This window comes from Dorea acetigenes, from assembly GCF_025567385.1.
Lineage (GTDB): Bacteria > Bacillota > Clostridia > Lachnospirales > Lachnospiraceae > Claveliimonas > Claveliimonas acetigenes.
Window position 1 is genome coordinate 1 of the sequence record NZ_JAOQJU010000032.1, and the last position, 24312, is coordinate 24312.

General features: G+C 43.6%; 18 protein-coding genes. All 18 read right to left on the bottom strand.

Annotated elements, in window-relative coordinates:
* Positions 1–75: 75 nt before the first annotated feature.
* Positions 76–4431, bottom strand: a complete 4356-nt coding sequence (locus tag OCV99_RS15840) for an alpha-L-arabinofuranosidase C-terminal domain-containing protein (protein WP_262575931.1) — start codon at positions 4429–4431, stop codon at positions 76–78.
* Between the two features lie 185 nt (positions 4432–4616).
* Positions 4617–5474, bottom strand: coding sequence for a LysR family transcriptional regulator (locus OCV99_RS15845; protein ID WP_158371770.1), 858 nt, complete (start codon positions 5472–5474; stop codon positions 4617–4619).
* 25 nt (positions 5475–5499) lie between these two features.
* Positions 5500–6426, bottom strand: a complete 927-nt coding sequence (gene cysK, locus OCV99_RS15850) for a cysteine synthase A (RefSeq protein ID WP_158371771.1) — start codon at positions 6424–6426, stop codon at positions 5500–5502.
* A 40-nt stretch (positions 6427–6466) separates the two neighbouring features.
* On the bottom strand, positions 6467–7930 hold the full coding sequence (gene xylB / locus OCV99_RS15855) for a xylulokinase (protein WP_158371772.1): 1464 nt from the start codon (positions 7928–7930) through the stop codon (positions 6467–6469).
* A 60-nt stretch (positions 7931–7990) separates the two neighbouring features.
* Positions 7991–9475, bottom strand: coding sequence for an L-fucose/L-arabinose isomerase family protein (locus OCV99_RS15860; protein WP_158371773.1), 1485 nt, complete (start codon positions 9473–9475; stop codon positions 7991–7993).
* A gap of 52 nt (positions 9476–9527) precedes the next feature.
* Positions 9528–10319, bottom strand: coding sequence for a type I 3-dehydroquinate dehydratase (gene aroD / locus OCV99_RS15865; RefSeq protein WP_158371774.1), 792 nt, complete (start codon positions 10317–10319; stop codon positions 9528–9530).
* A gap of 91 nt (positions 10320–10410) precedes the next feature.
* Positions 10411–10923 (bottom strand): COG2426 family protein, encoded by a 513-nt coding sequence (locus OCV99_RS15870; protein ID WP_158371775.1) that lies wholly within the window; start codon positions 10921–10923, stop codon positions 10411–10413.
* 10 nt (positions 10924–10933) lie between these two features.
* On the bottom strand, positions 10934–11992 hold the full coding sequence (gene hisC / locus OCV99_RS15875; RefSeq protein ID WP_158371776.1) for a histidinol-phosphate transaminase: 1059 nt from the start codon (positions 11990–11992) through the stop codon (positions 10934–10936).
* Complete coding sequence (locus OCV99_RS15880; RefSeq protein ID WP_158371777.1) at positions 11992–13185, bottom strand: pyridoxal phosphate-dependent aminotransferase; 1194 nt, start codon at positions 13183–13185, stop codon at positions 11992–11994. Before OCV99_RS15880 ends, hisC begins: the two co-directional genes overlap by 1 nt.
* Positions 13186–13217: 32 nt before the next feature.
* Positions 13218–14120, bottom strand: coding sequence for a DUF2156 domain-containing protein (locus OCV99_RS15885; protein WP_158371779.1), 903 nt, complete (start codon positions 14118–14120; stop codon positions 13218–13220).
* Entirely contained in the window at positions 14117–16108 is a 1992-nt protein-coding gene (locus tag OCV99_RS15890) for a bifunctional metallophosphatase/5'-nucleotidase (protein ID WP_158371780.1), read from the bottom strand. Before OCV99_RS15890 ends, OCV99_RS15885 begins: the two co-directional genes overlap by 4 nt.
* Entirely contained in the window at positions 16105–17844 is a 1740-nt protein-coding gene (locus tag OCV99_RS15895) for an ABC transporter ATP-binding protein (protein WP_158371781.1), read from the bottom strand. Before OCV99_RS15895 ends, OCV99_RS15890 begins: the two co-directional genes overlap by 4 nt.
* Before the next feature lie 351 nt (positions 17845–18195).
* The gene (locus tag OCV99_RS15900; RefSeq protein WP_158371782.1) at positions 18196–19047 is read right to left on the bottom strand and encodes an Rpn family recombination-promoting nuclease/putative transposase; all 852 of its coding nucleotides are present in this window, start codon (positions 19045–19047) and stop codon (positions 18196–18198) included.
* Positions 19048–19478: 431 nt separating this feature from the next.
* On the bottom strand, positions 19479–20549 hold the full coding sequence (gene prfA / locus OCV99_RS15905) for a peptide chain release factor 1 (protein ID WP_158371783.1): 1071 nt from the start codon (positions 20547–20549) through the stop codon (positions 19479–19481).
* 228 nt (positions 20550–20777) lie between these two features.
* Entirely contained in the window at positions 20778–21644 is an 867-nt protein-coding gene (gene prmC, locus OCV99_RS15910) for a peptide chain release factor N(5)-glutamine methyltransferase (RefSeq protein ID WP_158371784.1), read from the bottom strand.
* Complete coding sequence (locus OCV99_RS15915; RefSeq protein ID WP_158371786.1) at positions 21625–22554, bottom strand: DUF1385 domain-containing protein; 930 nt, start codon at positions 22552–22554, stop codon at positions 21625–21627. The genes prmC and OCV99_RS15915 overlap by 20 nt, the downstream gene beginning before the upstream one ends.
* A 69-nt stretch (positions 22555–22623) precedes the next feature.
* Positions 22624–22827: a 50S ribosomal protein L31 gene (gene rpmE, locus OCV99_RS15920; RefSeq protein ID WP_158371788.1), complete on the bottom strand. Its 204-nt coding sequence runs from the start codon at positions 22825–22827 to the stop codon at positions 22624–22626.
* Positions 22828–22923: 96 nt separating this feature from the next.
* Entirely contained in the window at positions 22924–24240 is a 1317-nt protein-coding gene (rho, locus tag OCV99_RS15925; protein ID WP_158371790.1) for a transcription termination factor Rho, read from the bottom strand.
* Positions 24241–24312 lie beyond the last annotated feature (72 nt).

Here is a 24312-nt window from a genome sequence, read left to right on the forward strand (position 1 = left end):
ACTGCCAATCACTAACATATCTGCAATTTTCAAGGTTCATCTGAGCCTATTTTTTTAACTCAGTTTTTTCATAGATTACTTGACACTACCGATTTCGTTTCCTACTGCCCATTTCATTGCCTCTTCCGCAAATTCCGTTACCTTTCCGGCATCTGTAAATTTACTGATATCTGCCGGTTCTTTGGATTCATATTTCATGTAGTTCGCGTAACGGTACATCATCGTTACAATCTGCTCCCGGGTAATCGGATCATTCGTCCCAAAGTAACCGGAATCTGTATAACCGGTAACAATCTTTGCCTCGGCCGCCCAGATGACTGCTTCTGAATAGAACTGTCCGGCCGGCACATCCGGGAACTTCGCCTGATATGTCACATCCGGCTTACCGTTCATTCTGTAAAGAATGGTTGCAAACTGCGCACGCGGCAGAACTTCATATGGCGAGAAATGCGTAGGATCTGTACCCGTCATGGTTCCTGCAAAGTAGTTGTAGTACGCTCCATCGTAGAACCAGTCACTTTCTGCCACGTCTACATATGGTAGTTCTTTTTCTTTCAGCGCTTTTACTGCTTTGTCAAGCGCTTCAGCCGCATCATCAATTTCTTCCTGTGCTGCATCTTCGTCTGCCAATACTTCTTTTGCCTGATTCAACGCTTTTTCGTAAACTGTCCAGCTTTCTTCCGTATACTTAGCTTTCTCTGTATCCGGTACTGCTGCCTTAATCGCTGCTTCCAGTGCTGTCTTATCCGTTTCATCCGGTTTCGCCGCTTCTTTTACAGTTACCTTGAAGGTTGCTGTCTTTCCTTCATACGTTACCGTTACCGTCTGTTCACCGGTCTTAGTCTTGTCATAGCCACTTACTTCGCAGTCTGCTGCCGCAATGTCCTTTGTTGTACCATCACTATAGTTAGCCGTTACCTTCATTCCTGCAAGGTCAAGCTCTTCTCCGGCTGTATATTCGGTCTTTGCCGGAGCCATAACGGAGATAGACTCCAGAGTTGTTTCTGCATCTTCTGCCGGTATAACAAGAACCGTAATAGAATTTCTCATAAACGTATAGTTAAAGTCATTACTTACATTGGTTACAGGAATCGTAACAGGCGCAACATTTGTCGGATTCTCGAAGGAATTCTCATCATATTTGCTCTGGGAAGTCAGAATAGTCGCTTCTCCTTTTGAAGCAGTTGTACCGATACCTTCAAGCTTAATGTTTGTATTGTAATCGCTGTCTGCGGTATTAACCACCTTCAAAATAACATCCCCCGTTGTATTGTCTCTTTGAGAAACATAATACAATGGGCAGTCAGAAGAGCCATGATTGGTATAATCAAACAAAACTTCTCCATCAACAGATACTTTCACATTGTTCTTATCCACAACTACCTGAATCTTATAATCACGGTTTGCCTCAAAAGCACCCGGAACATATGCAGTAACTGCACTCTTAGAACCTTTGCTTGTTCTCTCAATTGCGCTCTGGGTATTATTCCATCCGCCAAGATTAATGTAATAGAAATTATCGGAATCCTTTTCACCTACAATAAGAAGGAAACCTTCATTACCACTGTTCTTTCTTGCCGTTACTTCATAGGTGTAATTTTTCCAATCTTTTCCGTCGAGCCAGATCCTGCAGTCAGCGGCAATTGCTGTCTGATTGACTGCGCCGTTAGAAACAGACCAGGAACCTGTTCCCTTCGTCCATGCACTGTCGTCTGCCTCATTCCCGTCAAACAATACGCTTCCATCTTCATTCGATGTAACCTTAATGTCGCTGTATGTTGCGTTTGTATTCCATGTTCCAAGGCCAACTCCACCGGAAATATCCGTTGAGAACGCTCCATCACTTGCCGTAAATCCGGTAGGAAGCACCACATCGCCTAAGCGTTCTCCAAACACCAACTGTGCATAATAAGACGGAGAACCATAAATTCTAGAACTGTCAAAGAATGCAGCGGTTGCATTCCAGTTCTGATGATTAAGGTTTACAAATAACTCCGAATAAGAGGTCATTGTAACGACATCACTGTTACGCTCCATGCCCGTCATAAATGCCGCCTCACCCAGAGCTGCCTCCAGATTCTGAAGTCCATGATAGGCATTTACTGCATATTCTCCTGCGTAAACCTTGTATCCATCCCGGTCATAACCATCATACTTATAAGCATTATCCATGAAGAATTGCGGTCTGTCGTAGTAATGCTCATCAACCATATCAATAGTCTTACCTGCAACATCGTAGTCGGCAATAATATTCATATCCGGATATTTTTCTTTAATGGCATCGTAAAAGTCCTGATACCGAGGTTCGTAAAGAGCCGGCTGATAAAAAGCTTCATTACCAATTTCAACATACTTCATATTAAACGGTTCCGGATGACCCATTTCGGCACGAACCGCTCCCCATTTTGTTGTGACATCCCCATTTGCAAATTCAATCGCATCCAGAACATCCTGAATCCAATACTGCCAATCCTCACTGTCTCTGTGCGCAATGCCTACGCCGCACACATACATCGGCTCTATATCCAGATCATCGCAGAGCTCAAGAAATTCATAATATCCCAGGCCGTCGGTTACACGATAGTTCCACAGGCTGGCATGTCCGGCTCTGTTTTCCTTACCATAAAGAGTATTTTTCCACCGGAAAGCATCTGCCATCGTATCTCCCTCAACGTAACATCCGCCGGGGAAACGAAGAAATGTTGGATTCAATGCTTCAAGGTATTCCACCATATCTTTTCTGAGCCCATGTCCTTTGTATGTATCCTCAGGGAACAAGGATACTACATCAAAATGTACGGAACCCGTACCGCCTTCACAATAAATCACAAGCTGTCCCTGTGCCGCATATTCATCCGGCGTAAGTGTAAGCGTATACTGTTTCCACTCAGATGTAATGGAATCTACCTTAACAGCCTCCGATATAGTTTCTCCTGTTACACTGAGGAATTTTGCGGAAATAGAACCGTTAAAATCATCTGTGCGGGCAAAGAAAGTAAGCTCATACTCGCTTCCTTCTTCTAATTTCATTCCGTTGTAGCCTTCATTTCGTATCCCAACGTAACCATTATCCGGCAATGTTGTAATATCAAGCTTAAGATGCTGGAATTGTACGTCATTTAAATTATTTTCCTTATCAAGACTCATACTGCCTTCTGCGCCATCAGAGGTATAAAGGTTCCAATAAGGAATGGTATTTTCATCATCATGAAAACAAGTATTTCTAAGAAGCTCCGCATACAGACCGCCGTCGCCTGCCAGACTAAGGTCTTCAAAGAACAGTCCGTACATGGTTGGACTCATCTCATGAAGGGGATTTTGGGTATCAACGGTCATGGTATACTCTGTATCCGTTTCCTCTTTCGGAAGAATCGTTACCTGATAATCCATACTTTCTGAATAGTCTCCATAAGAGAATTTACCGGTCAGCGTAGCTGTCACAGCCTCGTCTCCTGCTTCCGGACGATTGACAACACCGATATTTTCACTCGCCTCAAGAGCTGCACTATCCGAAGACCATTCAACCTTTACTCTGTCATTCACGGTAGTCGGCAGATAAAGGTTCTCTTTAACGGCCGAAAGTTCACCAAGTGCAACACTTTCCATTGCATAATGAACCTGAATCTCATCCGCCCATTCGCCTTCAGCCATGACATTGTTGATTTCATTTATGGAAAGGGAACGGTTATAAACCCGGAAATCCCGGATAGCCATACTTGCGTAAGGATCGGCTGCCCAATTGGATTTTCCTATATAAAACTTATAGTCCTCTCCTGTCCGCGGATTTACCGTTTCATAATCATTTGTATCCCATCTGATGCCGTTTATCCAAAGGGTTGAGGTATTACCTTCCCGGGTAATGGTAACATGCTGCCATCTCGGAGTACTATAACTTTCCGGCCAGAGGAAGCTCAATGGACAGCCTTGCCTGAATTGAGGAAGCGTTCCGTTTCTCGGCGGCTCCAGTGACTTGTTGTCATCATTATCCATTTTAAAATAATAGCTGTTAGCCGTCCAGAGCATAACATTGGATGCAGATGTTCCATAATCCAGAATCCTGCCCCATGTGGGACAATCTTCTACCTTAATCCATGTGCTGATTGTGAAATCCCCCGTAACATTCTCCATTACAGAAACCGGAATATCCACATACTTTCCATTCGTTTTCGTGTTATCAAGTTCCAGTGCGACGCCTTCTTTATCAGCAGTTGTTATCCATTCTCCACCGCCCATGACATTCGCATCGCGATTGTTCCCGGAAGAATCTTTTGCAACAGTACCACTTGTTTCATCAAACTTGTACCATACCTGAAGACCTTCCATGGCATCGCTTTCGTCAGCCTGCACTATGATACTGCTCATCATGGAACAAATCATAGATATGGCAAGAAACAAAGATATTATTTTCTTTTTTCCTGTTTTTACTGACATCATAAATCTCCTTTCTTTTCATCATTTTTTATTCTTTTTTCTTCCTTTTATGCATTATTTTACTATAAGATTTTGGCAAATATCCAATGCTTTTATTACATGCCTGGAAATGCAAAAATTGCATCTTTTTTATAATTTCTACAAAAAAACCGGCTCTGGGTTTTCCAGAACCGGTTCATCTTTTCTTATTCTCTGCATTGTTTAATAAATTGAGCCGTCAGCCGTAGATAATTCTGTTCTTTTTTCCATATAAGAACAGTACCGTTCGTCACCGGAGGGGAAAGCGGTATGAAACGCATACCTTCAACAGATATATCAAAATCATAACATATCGCCGTCCCAAGACCTTCTTTCACCATGGGTACCGCATTAAGAAATGTATTTCCCAATGCGGCCACTTCCATACTCTGTGCGTATTCACCAAACCAACTTTCTAATTCGCTTTTCATTCCCATCCGCACCGGAAGAAGTAATGGTTCTCCAATCAAATCTCTTGGATGGATAACCTCCTTTTTTGCCAAAGAAGAGTCGTTTCTTGTAAAGATGCCCCACCGGTCTTCTCCCGGAACCCGCAAATATTCATAATTTCCCATTTCTGCAGGTTCTTTCACTAAACCAAAATGTAATGTACCTTTTTCCAATTTATCTTTGACATCATCTGCAGTTGCAGTGTAAATTCTAAATGTAACATTTGGATATCTTTTTTGGTATTCTTTCATCTGTCTTGACAGGAAAAGCATGGATCTTGTTTCCGCACAGCCAATAGCAATTTCTCCTGATAGTGTTCCCTTTTCCCCAAACATTTCCTGCATATCTTTACAAAGCGCTACGATCTTCTTTGCATGGCTTTCCAATAGCTTCCCTTCCTCCGTAAGGACAATACCACGTCCAGACCTGTCAAACAATTTGACTCCCAGCTCTTCTTCCAGACTAATTAATCGTCTGGATAAAGCCGACTGTGTTATATGTAGAATATTAGCTGCTTTGGTAATATTTTTCTCTCTTGCCAGTGTCAGAAACTCCACCAAAATCCTGATTTCCAATATGCTCTCCTCCGTATTCTCTCATCTATTCAAACAATGGCGTAGAAAAATATCTCTCTGCAGTGTCAGGAAGAAGTGTTACGACCGTTTTCCCCTTTCCAAGTTTCTTCGCCAGCCTCAACGCAGCGGCAACATTCGTGCCGCTGGAAATACCGCACATCAGCCCTTCTTTCCTGGTAAGATCCTTGGCCGTCTGTAATGCTTCTTCATCTGTAATAATTACAATATCCTCATAAATATTCTGATTTAGCACTTTAGGTATAATTCCATCCCCAATCCCCATCTGGATATGGGTACCTACCGCTCCTCCGGCAAGAACCGCTGCATTTTCAGGCTCAACTGCCCAAATTGTAATGTCCGGATTCGCTGCCTTTAAAGCTTCTCCGATGCCCGTTATTGTACCACCTGTGCCGATACCGGAGCAGAACCCATGTATCGGTCCCGCCACCTGCTCTAAAATCTCGATTCCGGTCTGCTGACGGTGTATCATCGGGTTTGCTTCATTTTCAAACTGCTGCGGTACAAATACCTTGGGATTCTCTGCAGCCATACGATTCGCAAGCTCCACGCATTCATCAATACAATCGCCTATATTTCCTGCATCATGAATCAGGATAACCCTGGCTCCGTAATGTTCAACAAGAAGCCTTCTCTCCATACTTACAGAATCCGGCATAATAATCACCGTCTCATACCCTTTCACTGCTCCGACCAGTGCAAGCCCGATTCCCTGATTCCCGCTGGTTGGTTCTACAATGACAGAATCTGAATGAAGGATCCCCTTTTCTTCTGCTTTGCAAATCATATTGTAAGCCGTGCGGGTCTTAATGGATCCACCCACATTTACTCCTTCAAATTTTACAAGGATATCTGCCGAATCTTCCCCGACCATCCGATTCAAGCGTATCATAGGTGTATTTCCGATTGCTTCTAACACATTATTATATATCATAACTTTCTTTTCCTTCTTTTTATCATGACCTGTTTTTGCTCTATCCTTGATACAGGTCTTTTACTGTCGGATAGATTCTCTTGAATTTCTGGTATCTTTCTTCATATTTTGCCACCAGTCCCGGTTCCGGCTCCACCGTATCAATCACTTTAACAATCTTAGCCGCAGCCGTCTCCACATCCGGATACTCTCCGCAGCCCACCGCCGCCAGCATAGCGCCGCCAAGCGCCGGTCCTTCCTCACTCTCGATTACATCTACTTTCAAATTCATAATATTTGCAACCATTTTTTTCCACAGAGGACTTTTCGCACCGCCGCCGCAGATTCTTGTACGTTCAATGTTAATACCAAGTCCTCTTGCAACCTCCAGGGAATCCCGCAAACCAAATGTAACGCCTTCCAACACCGCCTGCGTCATATCCGCTCTGGTAGTATCCATCGACATTCCCATAAACATTGCTCTTACCTTCGGATCATTATGCGGAGAGCGCTCTCCCATCAGATACGGGAGATAAAATACGTTATTCTCCCCAAGTTTTGTAATGCCTGCCTGTTCCGCAGCAAAATCCTTTGTCTTTAAGATTTCTTCGTTCCACCATTTATTGCAGGACGCCGCGCTTAACATGCATCCCATCAGATGATAATTACCATCTGCATGAGCAAAAGAGTGAAGCGCGTTATTTTCATCTACGCCAAAATCTTTACTGGAAATAAAAATGGTTCCCGATGTTCCCAAAGATATGTTGCACATTCCATCACCTACCGTACCGGTTCCCACAGCCGCTGCAGCATTATCTCCTGCCCCTGCAATAATTTTCACCGTTGCAGGCAATCCCAGTTCTTTTGCTATATCTTCTTTCAGCGTTCCTACCACTTCGTAGCTCTCATAAAGCTTCGGAAGCATATCCTCTGTAATACCACAGATATCCAGCATCTCTTTAGACCAGCATCGATTCTTCACATCCATCAGAAGCATACCCGATGCATCAGATACATCTGTGCAAAAAGACCCGGAAAGCCTGTATGCCAAATAGTCCTTCGGCAGCATAATCTTTACAATTTTAGCAAAGTTCTCAGGTTCATTTTTCTTCATCCATAAAATCTTCGGCGCCGTAAACCCGGCAAATGCAATATTAGCAGTATATTCAGACAACTTTTCTTTGCCGATTACCTGATTCAGATAATCCGTCTCTTCCCCGGTTCTTCCGTCATTCCATAGAATTGCCGGACGAATCACACGATCTGCGCCGTCAAGAACTACCAGGCCATGCATTTGCCCGCCAAAACTAATGCCTGCCACCTGTGATTTATCACATCCGGCAGTCAGCTCTTGGATTCCCTCCACAGACTGCGTAAACCAATCCTCCGGTTTCTGCTCAGACCAGCCCGGATGTGGAAAAAACAGCGGATATTCTCTGGACACGATCTTTTTGATATCACCGGTCTCATCCATCAAAAGCAATTTTACTGCCGATGTGCCTAAATCTACTCCTATATATAACATATCTTCCCTCCTAAAAACAGGGGACGCTATTCGCGTCCCCCTTTTTCTTTCTTCGCTAAATTAGCCCCACGGATTCTCTGTTGGATATCTTACGCCCGCCGGCTGGTTATAGCCAATTTCATCAACCGGAACTCCGATATATTTGAATACTTCATACAATGCTTTTCCATAATGGCCGAATGCAACCGCTCCATGATGCGGGAAGCCTCCTTCAATCAGCACATGACGGTAGAATCTTCCCATCTCCGGAATTGCGAATACACCGATTCCTCCGAAGGAACGTGTTGCAACAGGAAGGATCTCACCATGCGCAATATAAGCACGAAGGATATTATCTGCTGTACTCTGCAAACGGAAGAATGTGATATCGCCAGGAACAATATCTCCTTCCAATGTTCCCTGTGTAACTTCTTCCGGAAGTGTTCTCGCCATAATTTTCTGATACTTCATCTCACAGCTTGTCAGCTTACCGGAAGCTGTATTTCCACAATGGAATCCCATGAAGGTATCTTTCTGTGTATAGTTATATTTTCCTTTGATCTCTGACTCATACATATCCTTCGGTACAGAGTTGTTAATGTCAAGAAGTGTTACTGCATCCTGACTTACAACCGTTCCGATAAACTCGCTGAGTGCTCCATAAATATCTACTTCACAGGATACCGGAATTCCCTGTGCTGTCAGACGGCTGTTAACAAAGCATGGTACGAAACCAAACTGTGTCTGGAATGCCGGCCAGCATTTTCCAGCGATTGCAACATATTTTCTGTATCCTCTGTGTTCCTCTACCCAATCCTTCAATGTCAGTTCATACTGAGCCAGCTTGGAGAGAATCTCTGGTTTCTTATTACCTGCTCCCAGCTCTTTTGCCATATCTTCAACAACAGCCGGAATTCTTTCATCTCCTGCATGCTTGTTGAACGCTTCAAACAGGTCTAATTCAGAGTTCTCTTCAATCTCTACTCCGATATTATAAAGCTGCTTGATCGGTGCATTACAAGCAAGGAAGTTCAGCGGACGCGGTCCGAAGCTGATAAGCTTCAAGTTGTTCAGTCCTTCGATGGCTCTTGCGATTGGAAGGAAATCATGAATCATATCTGCACACTCTTCTGCATCTCCAACCGGGTATTCCGGAATATATGCGCGAATGTTACGAAGCTTTAAATTGTAGCTTGCGTTAAGCATACCACAGTAAGCGTCTCCACGGCCATCAAGCAGGTTGTCGCCTGACTCTTCCGCTGCTGCAATGAACATCTTTGGTCCCTCGAAATGCTTTGCAAGCAGAGTCTCTGAAATCTCTGGTCCGAAATTTCCAAGATATACTACCAATGCATTACATCCTGCCTTCTTAATATCTTCCAAAGCCTGTACCATATGGATCTCACTCTCTACGATACAGATCGGACATTCATAGATTCCTTCTGAGCCGTATTTCTCTGTGTAAGCCTTCATCAGATTCTCTCTTCTTGTTACAGAAAGACTCTCCGGGAAACAGTCACGGCTTACCGCTACAACTCCAACTTTTACTTCTGGCATGTTACTCATAATAGTTGTCCTCCTTCATTTGAACATATACTTATAATTTAAATAATTTATATTACGCTTTAGATGAAAGCGTAGTATTCTCACCGGTGCTTTTATGTAAAATCTGAAGTACCTGCCTCAAATCCTCAACCCCCATCTGTCCGGGAGCAGAAGCTTTTTTAGCAGCGCCAAACGTCATTGCCGATCCGAATATCTCTCCGCTGAGACGGCTGATTACGCCATTTCCTGACATGGACATTGTAATAATCGGTCTGTCAGCATACTCTTCCGCCATCTCCCTGGTAGCGCTAAGCAGCGTCAGTACATCTTTCTTATTGCCCGGCATCACCGCAATTTTGGGAATATCCGCTCCCAACTCCTGCATCCTGCGCAGCCTTCCCACAATAACATCTTTCTCAGGCGTCCCGTTAAAATCATGGTTAGACGCTATCACCTTCACCCCACAGCCATGGGCCTGCTCAATCATCTCTTTTACAATAGAATCTCCGGTAAAAACCTCTATATCTATAATATCAATAAAACCTGTTTTTGTCACTAATTTGTTTAGTTTTACGTACTCATTTCTTTCAATTTCTTTCTCTCCGCCCTCTCCGGAAGTGCGAAAGGTAAAAAGAAGCGGAATCTCTCCAAGTGTCTTGCGAAGCTCTCTCAGAATCTTTTCTACCTCGTTAAAATCAAACACATTTTCAAACCAGTCTGCACGCCACTCCGCCACATCAGCCGGAATATTGTGAAGAGCTTTTGCCTCTTCGATAATATTTTCTCTCGTCACTCCTACGATTGGGACGCAGATTTTAGGAATTCCTTCCCCGATTTTCACATTTCTTACTATTACTGGTTCCATACATCCTCCTGCTATCTAACGGTTTCTGCGGAATTCGCCGGACACAACTCCGTATTTACTCTTAAAAAATCCTTACAGGCATGTTCCTGACTTACCCGATCAATTGAACTCCGCCCAACAGCACGTAAGATACAAACCACATAATCACCGTAGCCATACAGATTCCAATAACAACCGCCGGAAATGCCTTCTTAAATTTAATACCAAGCAGCGCCGCAATCAACGAACCAGTCCACGCTCCCGTTCCTGGAAGCGGAATTCCTACAAAAAGAACCAGCCCCCAGAATTCATACTTTTCAATTTTATCACTCTTGCTCATGGCCTTTGTCTCCAGCTTCGTTACAAGCGGTCTAAAAACCTTCGTTCCCTTCATCCAATTGAAAATCGGCGTAATCAAAAGTAAGATAAACGGAACAGGAATGATATTTCCGATAATACAAAGCGGAATCGCCGTCGATACAGGTACACCAAGAATCGGTCCCGCTACCAACAGCGCCCCCCTGAGCTCCAGAATCGGAATCATGGAAATAATAAATACGATTGCTTCTTTGCCAAAGCTCCCGCTTAAAGCATCAATTACACTCTGCACTAATGTTTCAGTCATAAGCCTCTCCTTACTTATTATTGATATACTCTCTCAGGAAATCAAACAATATCTGCATCTCTTCCTTCGTTCCGACAGTAATGCGCAAGTATTGCTCAATCCGCTCACTTCCCCAGAAACGCACATAAATATCATGCTTTTTCAATGCTTCAAATAACTCTTTTGCATCATAGTTCGGATGAGTTGCGAAAATGAAATTGGCTCTGGAATCCGGGAATTCAAATCCCAGCTTCGCAAGCTCCCCCTTCGCCCATTCTCTCGTATCCACAATTTTCTGCACCGTCTCTTCAAAATACTCTCTGTCCTTTACAGCTTCCACCCCGTATAAAAGAGACGTCTGATTCATGGTGTATGAATTAAAGGAATACTTTGCATCATTCAAATATTTGATAAGCTTCGGATTACTGATAGCATAACCAATGCGCATTCCCGCCATGGAGCGTGCCTTGGAAAATGTCTGTACTACGATCAGATTCTCATATTTATCAATCAGTTCCAGTGCAGACCGTCCCGCAAAATCAATATATGCCTCATCTACAATAACAATGACATCCTGATTATGCATAAGTATATCTTCTACAAAGTCCAAATCCTCGTAAATAGCTGTCGGTGCATTGGGATTTGGGAAAATGACTCCGCCATTTTCCCTATAGTAATCTTCTTTTACAATCTTAAAATCCTCATCTAGCTTCTGACACTCATAAGGAATCCGATAAAGTTCCGCCCAAACTTTATAAAAAGAATACGTAATGTCCGGGAAAAAAATTGGTTTTTCCGAATTAAAAAATGTCAGGAAACACATGGAAAGAACATCATCAGACCCAACTCCCACAAACACCTGATCCCTGCCTACCCCGTAGAATTCTGCCAGGGCATCTACCAGGCTTTCTGCCGTAGGATCCGGGTACAGGCGCAGTCTATCTGGATCCATCTCCTGCATCGCCTTCCACACGCCCGGTGCAGGCGGATAAGGATTTTCGTTCGTATTTAACTTAATTACCTTGCGCTGAGGCTGCTCCCCCGGCACATAAGGTTCTACTCTTCTGATATTTTTCTCAAATGCCTTCATTATTTCTGAAAATACTCCTTTGCAAGCTCTTTAAACTTCGGAAGCGAATTCACAATTGTCTCATAAGCCACACAATACGCAATACGTACATATCCCGGGCAGGCAAAAGAACTTCCCGGCACAATCAATATATTATATTTTTTGGCTGCCGCACAGAATGCTTTTTCATCCGCAATCGGAGCTTTCATAAACAGATAAAACGCCCCTTCCGGCTTAATACACTCAAATCCACATTCCGTCAATCCATTATAAAGAGTCTCTCTGTTTCTGTCATAATAAGAAATATCCGTCTTCTCATTCAGACACTTTGCAACCACCTTCTGCTGCAGTGTAGGCGCATTGACAAATCCAAGAATACGGGTCGCTACATTCGCTGCTGACAGTACGTCTTCACTGTCCTTCACTTCATCAGGAATTACCAGATAGCCAATACGCTCACCCGGAAGGGATAAGGATTTGCTGTAAGAGTATCCCACAATTGTATTATCATAATATTTCGTTAAATATGGAACTTCTACTCCACCATACACCAATTCACGGTACGGCTCATCGGAAATCAGATAAATGTCTGTCCCATATTCCTTCTGTTTCGCCTCCATGATTGCCGCCATTTTCCGGATTGTCTCTTCTGAATATACCACACCTGTCGGATTATTTGGAGTATTGACAACAACCGCTTTCGTCTTCGGGGTGATTTTCTCTTCAAATTCATCCAGTTTTGGCTGGAAATCCACAGTATTCGGTGATATTTCCACAAGAACACCATCATAATTATTGGTATAGGAACGGTATTCTCCAAAATAAGGAGCAAATGCAATTACTTCATCGCCGGGATTAATCAGCGTTTTCAAAATAACATTCAGACCACCGGCAGCTCCTACCGTCATAACAATATTTTTCCCTTCAAATGCCGTCCCAAACCGTTCATTCAAAGAATCAGCAACTGCCTTCCTTACATCCGCATAGCCACAGTTACTGTTGGTATACCCATGCAGCACCACCGGATCTTCTTCATCCAAAAGCTCTATAATCGCCTTCTTCACTGCCTGTGGCGCAGCCACATTCGGATTACCCAGGCTGAAATCATACACATTTTCGGCGCCATAAATCCCTGCCAGCCTATTTCCTTCTTCAAACATTGCACGGATAGCGGAACTATTTGCCACCATGCCTTTCATTTTCTCTGCTATCATCGCTTCTTCACTCCTATCTTTTTATCCTGTGTCTATCTCTCTGTAACCAAGCCTTTCTCTACCATAAATACCGGGCGGTAAGAACGCTTTGCCTTCCGCAGTCCCTCTTCACCGGTGTCCTCTTCCCGGTTCACGTACTTATAATCCTTACACTCATGTTCTACAAACTGCTGGTTAATCATAGTATAAGCTCCCGGTACATCCGCAAATGCCTTCTCAATATGGACAACAAAAGTATCCGAACAAATCGGTTCGCCAATAGAGAATGCGACAATCTTTCCGTCCACTCTCAAAAGACCTCCTGTAAGCTCCAGCTCTTCAAAAAGCCTGAGAGAATTGAGCGTCACACACATCTCCGCATTTTTCTCTATATCCTCTTCACAGCCGTTCTGATTCCGCCAGTTAAGCGCCATCTGAAAGCATTCTTCTACATTCTCCCTGGTAATCGTCTCATAACTCCATCTGTCCTCATAAAGTGACTTGAATTTATTGATATGGTTTCTTTTACCATGCAGCTTCTTCCCGGAAAGAGTTATAAGCTTCTCTGATTCATACACATAATCAGCAAGATCCTCATTATACTCTATCCGAAATCGCTGCGGATACCACTCCTCCAGCAGTTCAAAATTATCCGGCGTCACATTGTACATACAGAAAGGGACTCCCCTCTCTTCACTATACTGTCTGAGCACCTTAAGTGCCTTCTTTACATTTTCCGGTTCTCCCGCCGGAAAAGCAAATGCAAGCCTGTCTTCATCTTCGCTCTTAAATACCAGCGCATCCTCTACAATCGCAAACTGCACCTTGTAATGCCTGGACCAAAGATACACATTCACAAAGGTTCTCTCACAGCTTCTGCTGGTATGGTGTTTAAAATAATGAGAAATCAATTCCTTATCTTCTAATTCTGCTCTTTTAAAATTCAGTTCAATCATTTTCTACCTTCTCTTCTGATTTTTTTCTTAGCATAAATTTTAGTATAGCATAAACGAATCAGTAAAACAACCAACACCAGAATAAGAATCAACACCCCATATACTACAAGGGCAATCTTATTCGGATTTTTCAGAAGTTCTACAATATTTTTCGTATCCTGCATCTCTTTCCTGCCCTCCGGAGCCTCATAACGCTCAGGGACAACTGACACACCTTCTGCATTTTCCGTAAAGGAATCCAGATAACTTGCCAGCGCATACCACTCCTTCACCTCATTTCCCTTCTGGTCATGAATGATATACTGTTCAAAATCTGTAATCTTCTCTCCTTCTTTGTTCTTTGGAGTAATCTTAAGTATACCCTTTGACGTATCTTCTACCGCGCCAAGCATCTGTGCGGAATAAAGTCCTGACACTACCCGGTATAATTTATCATCCTCTAATTTTTCCATCTGATCCACATAAATCTTATCTTCCTGGCCTACGCTGTCCGCAGTAAGTCCGGCTGCCGTCACACGGTTCAGAATCAGTCGGTTCGGATTATAAATCCACTTCATACCGCTTGGATAAAGCTGCGCCGCCGTCATAAGCGGAGATACGGATGCATCAATTTCTGCCACCGTCTTTAATTCTGCCCCTGTCAGATACACACTGACCAGCGGATAGCCGGTAATCCGGTCTGCTCCAATCCCCAATGCACTGACATTAAAGGCATCCGACACCGTAATTTCTCCCTTTTGGAAAGTATCGCGGATAACACCGGACGCAACAACCGCCAATGCGATTGGTTCATAATCCTCTCCTTCTGCTTGTTTCACTGCATAAATGTAAGAATCCGAAATCAAATTTCCCAGATTGGACTCTTCCAGCTTTGCATAAAGGTCATCTACCTCTGAAAAGGTAATATCATTCTCAGCCAGAACCTGATCTGCCGTATAACCAAACCGGCTCAGGTATTCCTCATTGATAATCTCTTTATAATCAGAAAGATAGGCTGTGATTTCTGCATCCTGCTCCACACTGTCATCCATCGCCACAAGCGCATAATCCTCTACTTTCCAACGTCCGTCTTCTCCGGGGATAAGGTTCAATTCTCCCAGATTCTGCCCGTAACATCCTGCTGATACGATTACAGTATCCCCGTATACTAAAGGTTCCGGTAGCACCGTATGGCTGTGTCCGCTGATAATCACATCAATCTCCGGCACTTCTTTTGCAAGAATTTCATCTTCCGACTTATCAGCATCTTCCGACGTACCGCTGTGAGACAGGCACACAATCATATCCACATCTTCCTTCTGCAATTCCGCCACAACTTCCTTTGAAGTTTCTACAATATCTTCAAACTCCAGTCCGCTCTCCGGGGCACAGGCCTCTGCGTCTTCTCCCATCACGCCATATACACCCACACGCACTCCGGCACGCTCAATAACCGTATAAGGCGTACTTCCATAATCCGCCAGAGCTTTCTGAATCACCTGGTCATCCTCGTCATTATTTTTCTCCCAATCAATATTGGCAATCACAAACTGTGGCAACGTAAGCGTCTCATCTTCCGCCTCGTTTTCCAAGGCGCTGCGGAACATATTAGCAACTCCCTGCGCCCGGTAATCAAATTCATGGTTGCCAAACGTAGTCGCATCATATCCCATCCGTCCCAGCATAGTAAGCTCCGCCGCATCTGTCTCATAGATCGTCTGATATAGCGTCCCCATAGAAAAATCTCCGCCATCAAGTAAAAACGTCGCCGGATTTTCTTCTCTCTTCTCATCTATTTCCGTCTTCAAACGCCCAATGCCTCCAACCATTCCGGAGTCCGACTTAAATTCATCCAGCCTGGAATGCATATCATGGGTAAACAGAATCGTCACCCGGTCTTCCTGTGCTTCCTTTCTCTTATTATCCTCTGCCAATGTCGAAGTAACACACATAGAACAGGTCATTAAAACTGCCATTGCGGCAGACATCATTCTTTTCCTGAAAATCATTTCCTTTCCTCCCCTGAAAAATAAAGGGACTCGTAAATTCCCTTTTTTGCAAGCAGTTCTTCATGCGTGCCCTGCTCTGCAATCCCCTCTTCCGTAAGCACCAATATCTTCTGTGCATTACGTATCGTTGTAAGCCTGTGCGCAATCACAAAAGTTGTCCGATCCTTCGCCAGACTTTCCAGTGATTTCTGCACAACCTTTTCACTCTCATTATCTAACGCCGAAGTGGCCTCATCAAAGATTAAAATCGGCGGATTCTTTAAAAATACTCTTGCAATGGATAGCCTCTGCTTCTGGCCGCCTGATAGTTTTACACCTCTTTGTCCAATATCCGTATCATATCCGTCCGGAAAGCTCATAATGAATTCATGAGCATTGGCATTCTTCGCCGCCAGAACAACCTCCTCATCCGTTGCCTCCGATTTGCCATACCGGATATTTTCCATAATCGTCCCGGCAAACAAATACACATCCTGCTGCACAATCCCCACATTATTGCGCAAGTCATTTAACTTCATGTCTCGGACATCTACGCCATCAATCAAAAGCTCTCCCTCCGACACATCATAAAATCTGGGAATCAGACTGCATAGAGTGGTTTTTCCAACCCCTGAAGGTCCTACCAGCGCCATATATTCTCCGGCACGTACCTTCAGATTAATATGATTCAACACCTTCTCTTCATTATCTTCATAATGAAACGATACATTCTTAAACTCAATATCTCCCTGCATATTTTCCATAGAAACCGCATCTGGTTTATCTGAAATATCCGGCGCAATGGAGAGAATCTCCAAGAAACGCTCAAATCCTGTATATCCATTCTGGAATTGCTCAGCAGAGTTCACCAGCTTCTTTACCGGCTCTGTAAAATTATTAATATACAAAAGAAAAGTAATCAAATCCGGGGCATTCACCCCGCCTGTGGTAAGGAAAATCCCTCCTGCAATCAACACACCCACCGTGACAAGGGTAGTCAGCGCAGTCAGCCCGGAATTATACATTCCCATGTATTTATAACTGTCCTTTTTTGCCTCAAGGAAATTGTGATTGCCCTTGTTGAACTTCTTCAGTTCTTCCTTTTCGTTTGCAAAGGACTTCACTACACGGATTCCGGCAAGACTATCTTCTATCTGACTGTTAATATCTGCAATCCTAGCACGGTTTCTGGCAAACGCCTGCTTCATTTTCATATTATAATACACTGCGAAAGCCACCATCAACGGCACAAATGCAAACGCTGTCACCGTCAGCTTCGCATTAATATTCATAAGGATTACAAACGAACCCACAATTTTAATAACCGAAATCAGCACATCCTCCGGTCCATGATGAAGAAGCTCGCTGATGTCAAATAAATCGCTGGTAATCCTGGATAGCAGATGCCCCACCTTTTGATTATCGTAAAAGGCAAAAGTCAACTTCTGGTAATGCCCGAAAATATCACTTCTCATATCCGCTTCCATCTTTGCGCCCATTACATGTCCAAAATAGGAAATATAATAGTTACATCCAAATTCCACCAACACCAGAAAAATCAACAGCACTCCAAGATAAAAAATTACCCGTCTTGCATCCGCCGCCTCATAATATACAACCTCGCTGGTAATATAACGCACAATCAGTGGGATAACCAGCGTCACCGCTGCACCCATGACTGCAAAAAACATGTCACTATAAAACAAAAATCTATATGGCTTATAGTATGCAAATAGCTTCTTTAACTTATCCTTCACCCTTTATCCTTCTTTCATGGCTACATATACTAATACGGCAGAGAAAAACCTGCCGTATTTTATCATACATGATTTGAAAATGAATTCCAATACTTATTTGGAAGATTTTTGTGTATCAGTTCAGCCATAAGTCGGATTGTGGGTGAATCATGCTTGCATGAACGAACACACGATCCGGCTTATGAGCGGAGCGCCATTTTATGAGCAAAAATAGCTGCATAGCAGCGGAGAAGCATCGTAGATGCGTTTTGCGAATGGCGCGGGCTGAACTGCTACATTTTTGTACACCGTTTTTTGTGTATTTTGTATATGGCGTTCTGACATCAACGAAAATTTAGCCGCGCATGCGGCTTACTCCCACCGCTCTTCAACATACTTTCTTGCATCTTCTTCCGACAGATTGCACTTTTCCCGAATCTTAATAATTGTATCTTCTTTCGACACTCCAAGCTCCCTGCAAAATTCTAAAACCGTCTCCAGCTTTCCAGCTAATTCTCCTTCTTTTTTCCCTTCTTCTCTTCCCTTCTGCCTTTCCAGCGCTTTTTCTTCCCATGCCTGCATATATCTCACACCTACCTCTTCACTGGATTTGATCTCTTCTATACGCCTCTGCATCTCCTTAATCTTCTCACTTTTACAGCGACTGCTCACTTCCTCGGTTGTATTTTCCATGTAGTGAAGTAACTCTATAAGCTCCGGATCCACTTCTCCATCATTTGTACCGTGCGTATTAAGAAATATCCTTACCGCCTTATCTCCCAGTGCTATCCCTTCTCTTTCCTTGCACCGCATCTCAAAGGTATACTGATAAAGACCTTCTCCAAACAGATCAAAGGGCATAATCATAATAATAAAAACGGTGTTCATCTTATTGAAGTCTGTCTCTCCCGGCTTCAGCAGCTTAGCGTCTATCAGCGCCTGGTACAGCCTGCTGCGCTTAGGAAAGTTTTTCGTGTCTTCCTTCTGCACCTCAGCATCGTATAACACATCCTCCCGGTCCCACGCCCACACATCCAGCTTTACAAAGCGTTTTAATGGCGATGTTCTCTTCTCCCTTTCTGTCTGCGGAGGATATTTCAGGGTGATCTCTTTCCCCAGAATAATCTCCAGCATATACTGCACAATCACAGGGTCTTCCATTGCCTCTGCAAAGAGGAAGCGATCCAGAAGATTCAAATCCTTTAATGATTTTTTTGTTGTCATTTCTTCTCCTTTCATTATACGGAAAAATGTTTTCTTTTACAACATTCTCCTTTTAAAAATGTAAAAAAATAGATACATACGGGAGACACTCCCGGAAATCTGACCGGTTATCCGGCAGATTAGATAAAATCAGATGTCTGAAAGCCAATACCCGGAATTGATACGAAAAGCTTTCAGATTGATAGACATAATTATATCGCAGATTTTAATTTATGTCAAATTTTATTTCGCTGTCGTTTGCTTTCTTATAGAATATAATAAGGCTACTTTGTCCTGCTTAGCAGTCCACGTAGCCTCATACCTCCCACCGCGAACTCCACCTCACGACTTCCGTCGTTCGGTGTTCGTTTACACTCACATGGCAATAAAAAAAGACAGCCTCTTGCAAGCGAGCTTGCATTGGCTGTCTTTTTTTGTTGCCGCGTTCGCGGCTAGTCGTTCATATTTGCTAGTTTTGCGGCCTGGTCGGCGGCGATGCAGGCGTCGATGATTTCCTGGAGATCGCCGTTCATGATTTTGTCCAGTTTATATAATGTCAGGCCGATACGGTGATCTGTCACACGTCCCTGCGGGAAGTTATAAGTACGGATTTTCTCGGAGCGGTCTCCGGTTCCGATCTGGCTCTTTCTTGCTTCTGCTTCTGCATCGTGGCGCTTCTGGCATTCTAAATCATACAGCTTTGCGCGGAGCAGAGCGAATGCTTTTTCTTTGTTCTGCAGCTGCGACTTCTCTGTCTGGCTGTAGATAACGATTCCCGTCGGATAATGTGTCAGACGGACTGCGGAGTCTGTGGTATTGACACACTGTCCGCCGTTTCCTGATGCGCGCATGACATCTATACGGATATCTTTTTCATCAATCTGGATATCTACGTCTTCCGCTTCCGGCATGACTGCTACTGTTATGGTAGACGTATGGATACGCCCGCCGGATTCTGTCTCCGGGACGCGCTGTACACGGTGAACGCCGGACTCATATTTCATCACGGAATAAGCGCCTTTTCCATTAATCATAAAGGTTACATTCTTCATTCCGCCGATACCGATTTCCTCACATTCTACCAGCTCAATCTTCCAATGTCGGCTCTCTGCATAGTGTACATACATCCGGTAAATCTCCGCCGCAAAGAGCGCCGCCTCATCTCCGCCTGCTCCGGCGCGGATTTCTACAATAACATTTTTCTCGTCGTTTGGATCTTTCGGCAGAAGCAGGATTTTAAGTTCCTGCTCTAATTCTTCTACCCTTGCCTTGGCGCTATTCAACTCTTCCTTAGCAAGTTCCCGCATCTCCTCATCAGATTCTTCTTCCAGCATGGCGAGGCTGTCTTCAATCGCCTGCTTGCTTTCCTTATATTCTTTATATGCCTCAACAATCGGAGTCAGGTCATTCTGTTCTTTCATAAGCTTGCGAAAACGGTTCTGGTCATTTACCACATCCGGCTCCTGAAGCTCGCTCATAATCTCCTCATAACGAATGAGCAAATCCTCTAATTTGTCAAACATCTTCTTTTCCTCCCAACTTACTTCTTGTTACTATTCACAGCACCCCACCAGCATGCGCACTCGTCGTATCTTCGATACTCCAGTCCCGCTCCTGACGGAGCTAAGACTGCTTATATGGGTGGGGTGACTGCTCCGCAGTCCTGATTTGAAATCCAATATATCTTCTTACGTGCAAGCACGACGAATCCATATTGGATTTCAAATCGGCTGTGAATAGTAACTTACTTCTTATTTAATATACCTGCCGCCAACTACGCGGTCAAGTCCCGCAAGATCTTTTTTTGCAAATATTTCCACATACCCGGCAGCCTTCATCAACTCTTCAACCGATTCTTTCTGGTCGTATCCGATTTCAAATAAAAGCCAGCCTCTATCCGCCAAGTGTTCACGTGCGTCTGCTATTATCCTTCTATAAAAATACAATCCGTCTTCTTTTCCGTCCAATGCAATATAAGGATCATGGCAACGTACTTCTGCCTGCAGCCCTTCAATCGCTGCCGTCGGAATATACGGAGGATTAGAAAGAATCATATCATATCTGTCTTTTATATGTTCAAATAAATCGCTTTGTACTAATTTTACAGATGACTTATGCATCTGAACATTCTCCTGTGCTTTCACAAGAGCCTCACGGGAAATATCTGCCCCTGTAAACTGCGTCTGCTTTTTTAAATCCGCTTCTTTTCTCTGGAACCAGAGTTTCTCCAAGCTGATAATAATGCAGCCGGAACCAGTGCACATATCCAGCACATGCATCCCCGGCTTCATCTGTCCCAATCCGGCTTCCACTAAAATTTCCGTATCCTGCCTGGGAATCAGTACATGTTCATCCACTTTAAAGGTCAACCCCATAAATTCCTGCTCTCCGGTAATATGCTGGAGAGGGATGCGCCTGCTTCTTGCCTCAATACTTGCCCGATACTGCTTCTCCTGTGCATCGGTCAGTTCTTTTTCCGGATGGGCATAATACACCGCACGGGTTATTCCCGCCGCCCATTCCAGCAGATACCATGCATCCAGACTACAGTCTTCTATTCCCGCTTCCTGAAGAATTTTCTGTCCTTCTGCAAGTATATCAGAAATTCTCTTCTTCATATTTCCTCCAGTCAAACACAGCTTCCACCGCCTGAATTGCCACCTCAATCATGGAATCATCCGGTTCCTTCGTGGTAAGCTTTTGGATTGCGAGTCCCGGCTTGCTAAGCAGATTGACAAATTTATTCTCACTTCTTCCGGCAAGTTTGAGAACCTCATAGGAAATCCCTGCAATTACCGGGAGCAGGGCAATACGAATTACCACACGCATAAGAGGCGACTCTGCCCGCACAATAAAAAGCAGGATAATCCCAATTGCCAACACAAAGAACAGAAAACTGGTTCCGCAGCGCTTGTGCTGTCTGGAACTCTTTCTTACATTTTCCACAGTAAGCGGCAGCCCATGCTCAATACAGTTAATACATTTATGTTCTGCCCCGTGATACATAAATGTCCTTTGAATATCCTCCATCCTTGAAATCAGAAGAACATAAATTACAAAAATCCCTATTCTTACAAATCCTTCTATAATTGTCCTTATATTATAGGAAGAAATCAATGGCTTCAAAAGGCTTGATAAAAAATACGGCAATATCATAAAAATGCCGATTGCCAATACAAAAGAAAACACTACCGTTCCACCCATCAAAAGCTTCTCCTGTTTCTCCTGTTTGGCAGCTTCTGCATCTGTCAATGGTTTCTTACTTCCATTCTCTTCTTCCTCTTCAAAAAAACTCGCCGAATACATCAAAGTCTTAATACCAAGCACCATAGAATCAATAAAGTTAAACACGCCTCGTATAAAGGGAATCTTTGTCAGGCTTTTAAAATTACCGACAATGCTATGATAGGTTTCCACGGATACCACAATCTCCCCATCTGATTTTCTGACTGCCACGGCGTAGTCGTCGCCATTTTTCATCATAATCCCTTCCATCACTGCCTGACCGCCAATATTTGATGATTTCATATCCTTCTCCTATACCTTAATAACAGAAAGGGTTGAGATTTGTAAAACCTCAACCCGTTGCTTTCCATACTATTTGTTAAATCCGTATTTCTTGTTAAATTTATCAACACGGCCACGAGCCTGTGCAGCTTTCTGCTGTCCTGTATAGAACGGATGACATTTGGAACAGATTTCCACATGGATGTCTTCGCTTGTAGAACCTGTCACGAATGTGTTGCCACAGTTGCAGGTTACTGTTGCCTGATGATAATTTGGATGTATTCCTTCTTTCATTGTTTTCACCTCTTCTTTATTTACTTGTGCATAGCACTTAATTGAATTTCACTCTCTAAACAGCTCTGTCATTGTATCACAAAAACCTTCTCTTGTCTAGATGAATTTTGTCTTTTTTACTAATTGAACAAGTTCGTTGTTCGTCCTGGTTCTGGAGAACATATTTAAAATGTTATCTACTGCTTCATCTGCACGCATTCCGTTAAGCGCCCGCCGCATAGAATCTACTGCTTCCTGCTCTTCCTTTGATAAGAGCAGATCCTCTCTTCTGGTTCCTGATTTTGGAATATCAATAGCCGGGAACATCCTCTTTTCTGATAATTTCCTGTCTAATACCAATTCCATATTACCGGTACCCTTAAATTCTTCATAAACGACATCATCCATCTTACTTCCGGTGTCCACAAGCGCAGTCGCAAGTATAGTAAGACTTCCGCCCTCGCGCATATTTCTTGCCGCGCCAAAAAAACGCTTCGGCATATGAAGGGCTGCCGGGTCAAGACCACCGGACAAAGTTCTTCCTGAAGGCGGAACCGTCAGATTATACGCCCTTGCCAGGCGCGTAATGCTGTCAAGCAGTATCATAACATCCTTCCCATGCTCTACAAGACGCTTCGCACGTTCGATTACCATCTCAGATACCCTCTTATGATGTTCCGGCAATTCATCAAAAGTAGAATAAATAACTTCTACATTATTTCCTTCAATCGCTTCCTTGATATCTGTAACTTCCTCCGGACGTTCATCAATCAAAAGAATCAAAAGGTGTACCTCCGGATTATTTTTACGCACAGATAGAGCCACCTGCTTCAGAAGGGTTGTCTTACCTGCTTTCGGCGGCGATACGATCATCCCCCTCTGTCCTTTACCAATAGGGGATAAAAGATCCATAATACGCATAGAAGTACTGCTCTTTCCACATTCAAGAGAAAGTCTCTCATTAGGGAAAATCGGCGTCAGGTCTTCGAAATTCGGACGTTTCGCCGCAATTCCCGGATGAATGCCGTTAATCCGTGTCAAATATAAGAGCGCACTGAACTTCTCCTGCTGTGTTTTAATCCGGGTGTTTCCCTCTAAAATATCGCCCGTCTTCAAATTAAAACGTCGAATCTGCGACGGTGATACATACACATCATTCTCTCCCGGCAAATAATTCTCACACCGGATAAATCCATAACCATCCGGCAGTACTTCCAGAATACCATTTGCCGTAATTCCACTGTCCAGCTTGTCAATATCATGAAGTTCCTTGTCCCCGGTATTCGCTGAACGCTCCTTGTCCTTTACATCTTCTTCCAGCATACGCTCTATTAATTCCGCTTTCTTCATAGAAGATATACCCGTAATCTCCCTTGCTTTTGCAAGATCCCGAAGCGTTGCCAGCGGAAGAGATTCATATTTTTCTCTCATCATAAATTAAAATCCTTTCTATTTTTCACCATATCACTATATAGCGGGAATCTCAGTCTGACCTGACCAATTGAA

What these genes read in the sequence shown, in the direction of transcription:
- OCV99_RS15860 (WP_158371773.1), bottom strand. Translation starts at nt 9,475, where the DNA reads ATGAGTAACATGCCAGAAGTAAAAGTTGGAGTTGTAGCGGTAAGCCGT.
- rho (WP_158371790.1), bottom strand. Translation starts at nt 24,240, where the DNA reads ATGATGAGAGAAAAATATGAATCTCTTCCGCTGGCAACGCTTCGGGAT.
- prfA (WP_158371783.1), bottom strand. Translation starts at nt 20,549, where the DNA reads ATGTTTGACAAATTAGAGGATTTGCTCATTCGTTATGAGGAGATTATG.
- OCV99_RS15915 (WP_158371786.1), bottom strand. Translation starts at nt 22,554, where the DNA reads ATGAAATCATCAAATATTGGCGGTCAGGCAGTGATGGAAGGGATTATG.
- OCV99_RS15890 (WP_158371780.1), bottom strand. Translation starts at nt 16,108, where the DNA reads ATGATTTTCAGGAAAAGAATGATGTCTGCCGCAATGGCAGTTTTAATG.
- prmC (WP_158371784.1), bottom strand. Translation starts at nt 21,644, where the DNA reads ATGAAGAAGAGAATTTCTGATATACTTGCAGAAGGACAGAAAATTCTT.
- OCV99_RS15900 (WP_158371782.1), bottom strand. Translation starts at nt 19,047, where the DNA reads ATGACAACAAAAAAATCATTAAAGGATTTGAATCTTCTGGATCGCTTC.
- rpmE (WP_158371788.1), bottom strand. Translation starts at nt 22,827, where the DNA reads ATGAAAGAAGGAATACATCCAAATTATCATCAGGCAACAGTAACCTGC.
- hisC (WP_158371776.1), bottom strand. Translation starts at nt 11,992, where the DNA reads ATGAAGGCATTTGAGAAAAATATCAGAAGAGTAGAACCTTATGTGCCG.
- OCV99_RS15880 (WP_158371777.1), bottom strand. Translation starts at nt 13,185, where the DNA reads ATGATAGCAGAGAAAATGAAAGGCATGGTGGCAAATAGTTCCGCTATC.
- cysK (WP_158371771.1), bottom strand. Translation starts at nt 6,426, where the DNA reads ATGATATATAATAATGTGTTAGAAGCAATCGGAAATACACCTATGATA.
- xylB (WP_158371772.1), bottom strand. Translation starts at nt 7,930, where the DNA reads ATGTTATATATAGGAGTAGATTTAGGCACATCGGCAGTAAAATTGCTT.
- aroD (WP_158371774.1), bottom strand. Translation starts at nt 10,319, where the DNA reads ATGGAACCAGTAATAGTAAGAAATGTGAAAATCGGGGAAGGAATTCCT.
- OCV99_RS15840 (WP_262575931.1), bottom strand. Translation starts at nt 4,431, where the DNA reads ATGTCAGTAAAAACAGGAAAAAAGAAAATAATATCTTTGTTTCTTGCC.
- OCV99_RS15870 (WP_158371775.1), bottom strand. Translation starts at nt 10,923, where the DNA reads ATGACTGAAACATTAGTGCAGAGTGTAATTGATGCTTTAAGCGGGAGC.
- OCV99_RS15885 (WP_158371779.1), bottom strand. Translation starts at nt 14,120, where the DNA reads ATGATTGAACTGAATTTTAAAAGAGCAGAATTAGAAGATAAGGAATTG.